At 63.5% G+C, this 10388-nt stretch carries 9 protein-coding genes and 1 pseudogene; 5 read left to right on the top strand and 5 right to left on the bottom strand.

Annotation, left to right across the window (positions count from 1 at the left end; translation table 11 throughout):
- The 3 genes and pseudogenes from ATI53_RS23605 to ATI53_RS12055 form a co-directional block, all read right to left on the bottom strand.
- A pseudogene (locus ATI53_RS23605) lies at positions 1 to 198 on the bottom strand (IS481 family transposase); the annotation flags it as partial.
- A 100-nt stretch (positions 199 to 298) separates the two neighbouring features.
- The gene (locus ATI53_RS12060) at positions 299 to 706 is read right to left on the bottom strand and encodes a c-type cytochrome (RefSeq protein ID WP_111550490.1); all 408 of its coding nucleotides are present in this window, start codon (positions 704 to 706) and stop codon (positions 299 to 301) included.
- A 454-nt stretch (positions 707 to 1160) separates the two neighbouring features.
- The gene (locus tag ATI53_RS12055) at positions 1161 to 1670 is read right to left on the bottom strand and encodes a MarR family winged helix-turn-helix transcriptional regulator (RefSeq protein WP_009503517.1); all 510 of its coding nucleotides are present in this window, start codon (positions 1668 to 1670) and stop codon (positions 1161 to 1163) included.
- 265 nt (positions 1671 to 1935) lie between these two features.
- Between ATI53_RS12055 and ectA the strand changes: the two genes are divergently transcribed.
- From ectA to ATI53_RS12035, 4 genes are all read left to right on the top strand, one after another.
- On the top strand, positions 1936 to 2472 hold the full coding sequence (gene ectA, locus ATI53_RS12050; RefSeq protein WP_009503516.1) for a diaminobutyrate acetyltransferase: 537 nt from the start codon (positions 1936 to 1938) through the stop codon (positions 2470 to 2472).
- A gap of 89 nt (positions 2473 to 2561) precedes the next feature.
- Positions 2562 to 3836 (top strand): diaminobutyrate--2-oxoglutarate transaminase, encoded by a 1275-nt coding sequence (gene ectB / locus ATI53_RS12045; protein WP_111550489.1) that lies wholly within the window; start codon positions 2562 to 2564, stop codon positions 3834 to 3836.
- 6 nt (positions 3837 to 3842) lie between these two features.
- Entirely contained in the window at positions 3843 to 4235 is a 393-nt protein-coding gene (locus ATI53_RS12040; RefSeq protein WP_009503514.1) for an ectoine synthase, read from the top strand.
- 3 nt (positions 4236 to 4238) lie between these two features.
- A complete protein-coding gene (locus tag ATI53_RS12035; RefSeq protein WP_009503513.1) occupies positions 4239 to 5666 on the top strand; it encodes an aspartate kinase in 1428 nt (475 codons plus the stop codon).
- Between the two features lie 95 nt (positions 5667 to 5761).
- Here the strand turns inward: ATI53_RS12035 and ATI53_RS12030 are convergent, their stop codons facing one another.
- Both ATI53_RS12030 and katG read right to left on the bottom strand, forming a co-directional pair.
- A complete protein-coding gene (locus tag ATI53_RS12030) occupies positions 5762 to 6862 on the bottom strand; it encodes an endonuclease/exonuclease/phosphatase family protein (protein ID WP_111550488.1) in 1101 nt (366 codons plus the stop codon).
- Positions 6863 to 7032: 170 nt separating this feature from the next.
- Positions 7033 to 9228 carry a catalase/peroxidase HPI gene (katG, locus tag ATI53_RS12025; protein ID WP_009503511.1) on the bottom strand — a complete coding sequence of 732 codons (2196 nt, stop codon included), beginning with the start codon at positions 9226 to 9228 and terminating at the stop codon, positions 7033 to 7035.
- 153 nt (positions 9229 to 9381) lie between these two features.
- Between katG and ATI53_RS12020 the strand changes: the two genes are divergently transcribed.
- Positions 9382 to 10293, top strand: a complete 912-nt coding sequence (locus tag ATI53_RS12020) for a hydrogen peroxide-inducible genes activator (protein WP_111550487.1) — start codon at positions 9382 to 9384, stop codon at positions 10291 to 10293.
- Positions 10294 to 10388 lie beyond the last annotated feature (95 nt).

Genomic DNA, 10388 nt, shown 5'->3' with positions numbered 1-10388 from the left:
GGCCTCTTGCGCGGGCGTCAATGAGGTCTGAAGCCGGCGCGGCGTGTGACCGCGATCCTTAACGCTATCGCGGTGCCGCCGGTTGCAGACGGTCTGTTCGGTGGTCCCGTATCGCTCTGCCAGGATGGCGGCGGGTTTGTCACTGGCGTGGATGGCCGTCCGAACCGTGGTTGCCTGGCTGTGAAGATGGACCAGCATGGTCGCACCCCGTCCCGAACGCCCCTTGGAACCGCTGTTGCCATGAACAGGAGCTGATCGCCGGGGGGAAACAGGATCGTCCGGGATCGAACAAACAGGATTATTCCTGCCGCTGGATTTCGTTGAGGTATGCGACCAGATCGACCACCGGGCGCGAGGTCAGCACCGGCTGCCCCGCCGGCGTCTTGATCGGCACATCGAAGACTCTTTCGAAATAGTCCCCGTAGACCGGCATCGGAGACCCGTGGCTGATCAGCGGATCGCGCCCGTCGATGCGCCGCACGACCCGTTCCAGCGGGAAGACACCCTGATTGGTGATCGAAAGCTCGGTCAGATTGGCGGGCTTTATCAGCATGGCGCCGGCCATCGGGCCGTCTCCGCGCCCTTCCAGCCCGTGACAGGTGGCGCAATGGCGGTGAAACAGGGCGCGGCCAACGTCGGCATCCTGCGCGAGACCGGCAGAGGCCGTGACTCCAAGGGCCGCAATCAGCAAGACATGAATACGCATGGCGTTCTCCCGTAGCGATAAGGGAAAGTGTCACACCACAGCGGTGGCGGGGCCTTGATCCGGATCAGTCATCGCACAAAAACGGCCGGGACCCGGAGGTCCCGGCCCACTCGTACTCAAAAGACAGGCACTGTACCTGTCCCACTGGTTAAACACTGCGCACGCATTGCCCGACAGCCATGGCACGACAATTCCGGTCTGAGGGCACAGGCATTGTCAGAAGGTTGACCAGATTCCGGTCCGGTCCGCGTCTTCCGGTGCGGCGACCTGTGCTGCGTTCCCCCGCTGCACCCGTTCGCCGGATTTGTCGGCCCATCGCCCCCAAAGTATGGCCCTGACGCTCTTGCGCGTCAACCATTCAACTCAGCTTACACAAGTATTCGTGCCATTTACACACATATTGCAAGCTGAGTGCCAAGATGCCGCGGAATATCCGCAGAACGGGGCTGGCAGATCAGATCTTGCTGCGCGGATCCTTGTGGCCGTGGGTGTCTTTTTCGATGGCCCCGACCGTCAGCACCGGCGATGCATCGATGTCGCGCGCATCAAGCATCGCCGCGACCCGTTCCAGCGAAGACAACAGCTGCGCCTGCTCCCAATCTTCAAGCCGTTCGAATTCGCGCACAAACCGTTGCTGCAACGCGTCGGGCGCCCGGTCCAACGCCGTCTTGCCGTCATCGGTAAGCATGACATTCACCTGACGCCGGTCGGTTTCGGATTGGGCGCGATGCACCATGCCATCCTTGGCCAGCTTGTCGACCAGCCCGGTGATCGTGGCCTGGCTGACGCCCATCTGGGTGGCCAGCGCCTTGGGTGTGGTCCAGCCGCCTTTCATGTGCACGATCTGCATCACCCGCAGCTTCGCGGGCGTGACCCCCGCCGCGCTGGCAAGGTCACGTTCGTAAAGCTCGGTGGCACGCAATATGCGTCTGAGGGCGATCAAGCTGTCATCCGTTCTGTCCATTGGACCTTTGCCTTGCTTCTGCCGGAACCGTCGCCTTGTGCCACGGCGCCAACGGTACTTCAACCGGCTAAGCATCTGTGGAATTATTTATGTCCCTAAGCATAGCCGTCTGCCAAAAACTTTCAAGACACTTGGATATACCAGGCCGATTTAGGTATAAAAATAACGGGTCTGGCGCAAATTTGCCAAAACTTACTTAGGCGGTTGAAACTTTCGGTCGGTTCGGTTAGTTAATCAACCAAAGGAAACAAGAGGGACCTCACCGATGCCCAAAGACAGCTTCTCCGCCCATGCTGACGCTCTGACGCTTCGCAAGCCCGAGAAAACCGATGGCGCCGCCATCTGGGACCTTGTGCGCGCCTGCAAGCCGCTCGACGAAAACTCGATGTACTGCAACCTGGTTCAGGCCGAGCATTTCCGCGACACCTGCGTCGTCGCCGAACTGGACGGCGAGGTTGTCGGCTGGATTTCGGGCCATATGATCCCCAACGACGAGGCTTTCTTCGTCTGGCAGGTGGCGGTCGGGGAACAGGCGCGTGGCCTTGGTCTGGGCAAGCAGATGCTGCTGCATCTGGTGAACCGGGACGAAACCACCGACGCCCGCGCTCTCAAGACCACCATCACCGAGGACAACGGCGCCTCGTGGGGGCTGTTCCGCAGCTTTGCCCGCGACATCGGCGGCGCGCTGTCGGACGAACCGCATTACCACAAGGACGACCATTTCGGCGGCCATCACGACACCGAACATCTGGTGACGATCGACCTGCCGCGCAAACAGGCCGCGCGGTTGCGCGCCGCATAAGGCGCGCCGCCCCGGCGCCGGCGGAACTTTCGCCGGGCGCCCCTTGTTTCCCCCATATCCATATCCCAAGTCCTGAAAGGACGTAAGGCATGACACGCGACATTTACACGCGCCGCGAAAGCGAAGCGCGCTCTTACTGCCGTTCGTTTCCCACAAGCTTTGTCAAGGCGCAGGGTTCGATCCTGACCGACGACACCGGCCGCGAGTATATCGACTTTCTCGCCGGGTGCTCGTCTTTGAACTACGGTCACAACGACCCCGATATGAAGGCGGCGCTGATCGACCACCTCATGGCCGACGGCGTGACGCACGGGCTGGACATGCACACCGCCCAGAAAGAAGCGTTCCTGACCGCGTTCGAGGACATCGTCCTTGCGCCGCGCAACATGGACCACAAGGTGATGATGGTCGGCCCCACCGGCACCAATGCCGTCGAGGCGGCGATGAAGCTGGCGCGCAAGGTCACCGGGCGCCACAACATCGTCGCGTTCACCAACGGCTTTCATGGCATGACCATGGGCGCGCTGGCCGCAACCGGCAATTCGGGCAAGCGCGCGGGCGGCGGCATGCCCCTGCAAGGCGTGACGCACCTGCCGTTCGAAGGCGCCTTCGGCCCCGAGGTCGATACCCTGAAGCAGATCGAATTCATGCTCGACAACCCGTCGTCGGGACTTGACGCGCCAGCCGCCTTCCTGGTCGAGCCGGTTCAGGGCGAGGGCGGCCTGAACGCCGCATCCGCCGACTGGCTGCGCGGTATCGCGGCGCTGGCGAAAAAGCACGGCGCGCTGCTGATCCTGGATGACATCCAGGCGGGCATCGGTCGCACCGGCACTTTCTTTTCCTTCGAAGAGATGGGCATCGACCCCGACCTGATCCCGCTGGCCAAATCGCTTTCGGGCTTTGGCCTGCCGTTCGCCGCTCTGCTGGTGAAGCCACAGCACGACATCTGGAAACCGGCGGAGCACAACGGCACCTTCCGCGGCAACACCCACGCGTTTGTCACCGCCCGCGTGGCGCTGGAGAAGTTCTGGAAACAGAACGCGTTTCAGGAAAGCCTAAAGGACAAGGCCCGCGCGGTGGAAACCGGCCTGAGCTCGATCGCCGACATGCTCGACGGGGCGTTCCTCAAGGGTCGTGGCCTGATGCGCGGTGTGGATGTCGGCTCTGGCGCTCTGGCCGGCGCCATCTGCGCCGAAGCGTTCAAACGCGGCCTTATCATCGAAACGTCGGGCGCGCATGACGAGGTGGTCAAGGTGCTCGCGCCACTGACCACCACCGAAGAACAGTTCGCCAAAGGGTTCGAAATCCTGCGCGATGCCACCCGCGTCGCCCTGACCAACCACAACAAGATAGCAGCGGAGTAACTCCCCATGATCGTTCGCGACTTCAACAAGCTCAAAGACACCGACAAACATGTGGCCGACGCCAGGTGGACATCCACCCGGATGTTGCTTGCCGACGACGGCATGGGCTTTTCGTTCCACATCACCGTGCTCGAAGCGGGGTCGGAACATACCTTTCACTACAAACATCACTTTGAATCGGTATACTGCATGGCCGGCAAGGGTTCGATCACCGACATCGCCACCGGCGAAACCCATGACATCAAACCCGGCGTGATGTATGCGCTGAACCTGCACGACAAGCACATCCTGCGCGCCACCGAAGAACTGCACATGGCATGCTGTTTCAACCCGCCGGTCACCGGCACCGAGGTGCACCGCGAAGATGGCTCCTACGCCCCGGCCGAAGAGAACGCGTAAACCATGGCAGAGCATACCGTTGAAAAGATTGGCGGGACCACGATGTCCCGCCTGAATGAGCTGCGTGACACATTGCTGATCGGCGAGCGCGAAGGCGCGGACCTTTATGGTCGCATCTTCGTGGTCTCGGCCTTTGGCGGTATCACCAACCTGCTGCTCGAACACAAGAAGACCGGCGAACCGGGTGTCTACGGCCAGTTCGCCGCGTCCGACAACAGCCATGGCTGGCATGACGCGCTGAACCGGGTCGGCGATGCGATGATCGACGCGCACACCAGCGTGCTGGAACATCCCGCCGACATTGACCGGGCCACCGATTTCGTGCGCACGCGCATTGATGGCGCGCGCAACTGCTTGATCGACTTGGCGCGCGTGTGTTCCTATGGCCATTTCCGCCTGTCCGAGCACATGCTGCAAACCCGCGAGTTGCTGTCGGGCATGGGCGAGGCGCATTCCGCCTTTGTCACCGTGCTGATGCTGCAACGCGCCGGGGTCGACGCCCGTTTCGTCGACCTGTCGGGCTGGCGCGGCGAAGGCGACGTGACGCTGGAACAGCGCATCCTTGGCGCGATGGACGGCATCGACCCGATGTCCGAAATGCCCATCGTCACCGGCTACGCGCAATGCGCCGAAGGTCTGATGCGCGAATTCGACCGAGGCTATTCCGAGGTGACCTTTTCCATGCTGGCGTCCCTGACGCGCGCGCGCGAGGCGATCATCCACAAGGAATTTCACCTGTCCTCGGCCGATCCCAATCTTGTCGGGCAGGATGCCGTGCGCAAGCTGGGCCGCACCAATTACGACGTGGCCGACCAACTGTCGAACATGGGGATGGAAGCGATTCACCCCAAGGCGGCCAAGACGCTGCGTCAGGCCGACGTGCCGCTGCGGGTGACCAACGCGTTCGAACCCAAGGACCCCGGCACGCTGATCGACGACGAGGCGGCGGAAACGCCTGCGGTCGAAATCGTCACCGGGCTGGACATCATCGCGCTGGAGCTGTTCGAACAGGACATGGTGGGGGTCAAGGGCTACGACGCCGCGATCCTCGAAGTTCTCACCCGCCACGACGTGCGTATCGTGTCCAAGGTGTCCAACGCCAACACGATCACCCATTATGTCGACAGTTCGCTGTCGGCGATGCGTCTGGTCGAAAAGGATCTGCGCAAGGTCTATCCGGCAGCGCGCATAGGGTCGCGCACGCTCGCCATGGCGTCGGTCATCGGGCGCGATCTTGCCGGGCTGTCCTGCCTTCAGCGCGGCCTGATCGCCATTGCCGACCAGGGGCTTGAGGCCATCGGCGCCACCCAGGGACCGCGCAACGTCGACGTGCAGTTCATCATGGAACGCGAATTGCTGAAACCCGCCATCAAGGCGCTGCACAAGACCTTTATCGAAGACATTCCCGCGGTCCGGGCCGCCGCCGCGTGATCGCGCCGCACAAATGACACGGGCCCGTTCCGCATCTTGCGGAGCGGGCCTTGTTCCCTCGTGCGGCTTGTGCGTCCGCCGCGCGAGTCGGGCGTTCAGGCCATCCCCACCGTGACAATCTGGCAAGTGACCGGGAAATGGTCGCTATAGCCCCTGCCGGTTTCGGGATCGAAACGTTTCGGGCGCACCATGTGGCGCGGCGCATCATCTGCCAGCGCCTGATTGGTCCACAGCAGCCGTGGCGCGTGGATGGTGTAATCCAGCGGGTCGATCCGCAGCCCGCTGCGCCCGTATACCAGCCCGCGTGACGTGATGATCTGGTCGAACACCTGTTTGGTGCGCACCGTATCGCGCGAGAAAAACATCGTGCCCTCGCCCGGAATGCCCAAGGGTTTCCACGACATGTTGTACAGCGCCGGCGTCCGGCGCAGGTAACGTTCCCGCGCGCCCATGTCGTCGCCGGGCGCGGGCAGATCTTCTTCCAGCTTGTCCAGACTGTTGGTGGCGGTCAGTTCGGACAACACCGAAATATCGAACGGATCGTCGTTGAGATCGCCCAGCACCAGCACGTTGCGGTTCCAGGCGGCATCCATGTCGGTCGTCAGATCCGCCAGCGGCGCCGCCACGACCCGCGCGCGCGGCAGTTTCAGCCATGCATCGACCCGGCGGGCAAGATGCGACGCGACGGTGATCCGGTAGGGCTGCGATTGCAGCGTGCCGCGCGACCGCGACGGCCAGTGACTGACAAACACCACCAGCCCGGCGCCGGTTTCGCGCACCCGCAACGACACCTCGAATATATCGCGGGTGCGAAAACGCAGGAACACAATGTGGCCCACAGGCACCCCCGCCGGTTCGAAGATGTCGCTGGAATAGATCAGCGAACAGTCGATGCCGCGCAGGTCCGGCGATTCCGCATGGGCAAAGGTCAGATCGTCCCGCCCCAGCCGCGCGTTCAGCGCCTGCGTGAACCGGGCGAGCAGCCCGGCCGTCTCGATCTCGCACACCCCCAACAGATCCGGGCCGCGCCCGTAGAACATGGTGGCGACGCCCTCGACCAGCGCGTCGATCTTGGCGGCGACGGCGGCCTCGGTCCAGCCGTTTTCGGGTGTGAATTCCAGATCCGCCGCAATTTCGGATGGCACCGCGTCGAACAGGTTCTGAAGGTTCCAGAACGCGACGTTGATGATCGACATGGGCAGGCTCCGGCGTCGGTGAGGGGGCGAGCGCAATCAGCGCGTGCCCCGATACACTCATGACGCGAGTTTAGCTCTCGCCGTTCTGCAAAAGCAAATGACATGCCCATGAAAAAAGCCCCGCCCTGCCGGTCTGGCAGGACGGGGCCGCGTCAGTGTGTCCGAAACGCTCAGGCGTATTTCACGTCAAAGCGATCGGCATCCATCACCTTGACCCAGGCCGCCACGAAATCACGCGCGAATTTCTCGGCGTTGTCGTTCTGGGCATAAACCTCGGCATAGGCACGCAGCACCGAATTCGACCCAAAGACCAGATCGGCGCGGGTCGCGGTATAGGCGACCTCACCGGTCTTGCGGTTGCGGATCTCGTAGGTACCGCCCTCTACCGGGTGCCAGCTATAGGCCATATCGGTGAGCACATCGAAAAAGTCGGGCGACAGCGCGCCTTCGTTCCGCGTGAACACGCCATGCTTGCTGCCACCATGGTTGACACCGATGACCCGGAAGCCCCCCGCCAGAACGGTCATTTCGGCGGCGGTCAGGCCCATCAACTGTGCCCGGTCCAGCATCATCTCTTCGGGAGAAACGACATACTCTTCCTTCTGCCAGTTGCGGAACCCGTCCGCCAGCGGTTCGAGCGGTTCGAAGCTTTCGACGTCGGTCTGTTCCTGCGTGGCGTCGCCGCGGCCCGGCGTGAACGGCACGGGGATGTCGAAACCGCCCGCCTTGAGGGCCTGTTCGATGCCCATGTTGCCGGCCAGCACGATCACGTCGGCGATCGACGCGCCCGCTTGGTCCGCAATGGGACCCAGCGCCGCCAGCACGCGGGCCAGCCGCTCGGGTTCGTTGCCCGCCCAGTCCTTTTGCGGGGCCAGCCGGATACGGGCGCCATTGGCACCGCCACGACGGTCAGAGCCGCGGAAGGTGCGTGCGCTGTCCCAGGCCGTGGCGATCAGTTCGGCAGCCGGAATGCCGGTGGCGGCGATCTGCGCCTTGACTGCCTCGACATTGTAAGCGGTCGACCCTTCGGGGATCGGGTCCTGCCAGATCAGGTCTTCGCTGGGCACATACGGACCGAAATAGACCGACTTCGGCCCCAGGTCGCGGTGGGTCAGCTTGAACCAGGCGCGCGCAAAGGTGTCCGAGAAATAGTCGGGGTCCGCGATGAACCGCTCGCAGATGGCGCGGTAGGACGGATCGACCTTGAGCGCCATGTCGGCATCGGTCATCAACGGCATGGTGCGGATCGAGGCATCCTCGACATCCACCGGCATGTCCTCTTCGGCGATTTCGACCGGTTTCCACTGCTGGGCACCGGCGGGGGATTTCGTCAGTTCCCACTCATGCCCGAACAGCATGTCGAAATATCCCATGTCCCACTGGGTGGGGTTGCTGGTCCAGGCGCCCTCGGGACCGCCGGCCAGCACGTTGCGACCGATGCCGCGCCCGTTCTTGGGCATCCAGCCCAGGCCCTGATCCTCAAGCCCGGCCGCTTCGGGTTCGGGGCCGATGTTGTCGGGGGTGGCCCCGCCGTGGCATTTGCCGATGGTGTGGCCGCCCGCGGTCAGCGCCACGGTTTCCTCGTCGTTCATCGCCATGCGGGCGAAGGTTTCGCGCATTTGCGCGGCGGTGGCCTGCGGATCCGGGGTGCCGTTGACGCCCTCGGGGTTGACGTAGATCAGCCCCATCTGCACGGCCGCCAGCGGGTTGGCCAGCGTGTCGGGCTTTTCGACCGCTCCGTACCGGGTGTCGGACGGTGCGAGCCATTCCTTTTCGGACCCCCAGTAGATGTCCTTTTCCGGGTGCCAGATGTCTTCGCGACCAAAGGCAAAGCCAAAGGTCTTGAGCCCGGCCATCTCGTAAGCGACCGTTCCCGCAAAGACCATCAGGTCCGCCCACGAGATCTTGTTGCCGTATTTCTTCTTGACCGGCCACAGGATGCGGCGGCCCTTGTCGGTGTTGGCGTTGTCGGGCCAGCTGTTGAGCGGCGCGAACCGCTGGTTGCCGGTCGCGGCCCCGCCCCGGCCATCGGCCAGACGATAGGACCCGGCAGCGTGCCACGCCACCCGCGCCATCATGCCAAGATAGCTGCCCCAGTCACCGGGCCACCACTCGACGCTTTCGGCCAGGCAGGTGCGCACGTCGATTTTCAGCGCCTCGACGTCCAGCGTCCGAAGCGCGTCGCGATAGTTGAAATCGGCACCCATCGGGTTGGTCTTGGTGTCGTGCTGATGCAAGATGTCCAGGTTCAGCGCGTTGGGCCACCAATCCATCACCGATGCGCCCGTTGCGGTCATGCCGCCATGCGCCACCGGGCAGCCCCGTCGGCTTTCGTTGATCTCGCCTTCTACCGTATGTCCGTCCATGGAACTCGCTCCCGCTTTTTGTCTCAAGGTTGTTTTCGCAGTATGCCGCGTCCGGGTCACGCCGGGGTGGCAGGGCACTGTCTGGAATCGTTCTAGCAAAGCCGTTCTGTTAAGCCCAATTGCATTTACTGAAGGTTTCGATAAGCATGCCTTATGACAAGTCTGACCATGAAACACCTTCGATATTTCGATGCCCTTGCCCGGCTCGGCCATTTCGGCCGCGCGGCAGAAACCTGCGCCATCAGCCAGCCTGCCCTGTCCATGCAGATCAAGGAACTGGAACAGCTTGTGGGCGCACCGCTGGTGGAACGCGGCGCGCGGCAGATCCGGCTGACCGGCCTGGGCGAGGATTTCGCGGAACGGGTCAGCGTCATTCTCAGCGCGGTGGACGATCTGACCGACCTGGCCCGCGCCTCGCAGGGGCAATTGACCGGGCGGCTGCGCATCGGCGTCATCCCGACCGTCGCGCCCTATCTTCTGCCGCGCATCATCATGGCACTGTCGGCAACCCACCCCGCGCTTGACCTGTTCCCACGCGAGGCGGTGACCGGCCGCCTGATCGACGAGCTGATGGCGGCCCGGCTGGATGCGGCCATCGTAGCGCTGCCGGTTTCCGAACCCAGCCTCGAAGAGGTCGCGCTGTTCGAAGAGGAATTCGTGCTGGTGCGGGCCCTGAATGAGGCTGACCAGCCGGTGCCCGACCCCGGCATGCTGCATGAAATGCGGCTGCTGCTGCTGGAAGAAGGCCACTGTTTCCGCGACCAGGCGCTGTCGTTTTGCAAGCTGTCGCCCGATGTGACGCGCGAGCTGATGGAAGGCAGTTCCCTCAGCACCCTCGTCCAGATGGTCGGCGCGGGCATCGGCATCACGCTGGTGCCCGAAATGGCGGTCCCCATCGAAACCCGCTCGGCCGAAGTGTCGATCGCCCGGCTGCCCGAACCGCGCCCCCGCCGCACCGTGGGCATGGTCTGGCGGCGGTCGAACCCGCTTGGCGCGCAGCTGGGGCGGATCGCGGGGATCGTCCGTCAGGTCGGGCTTGAAACGCAAAGCGCGGCACATCGGTAACGCGCCGCGCCCGCGCGTTCCGGGGGCCGGCCCCATGGCAGAGCAGTCGTCGTCAGCCGGCGCGCCCTCAGCGCCGACAACACGGCGGGTGCCCC

The organism is Salipiger aestuarii (assembly GCF_003259905.1).
GTDB classification, from domain to species: Bacteria; Pseudomonadota; Alphaproteobacteria; order Rhodobacterales; family Rhodobacteraceae; genus Salipiger; species Salipiger aestuarii.
The sequence above is the reverse complement of the archived record's forward strand: the minus strand, read 5'-3'. Positions and strand labels throughout refer to the sequence as shown.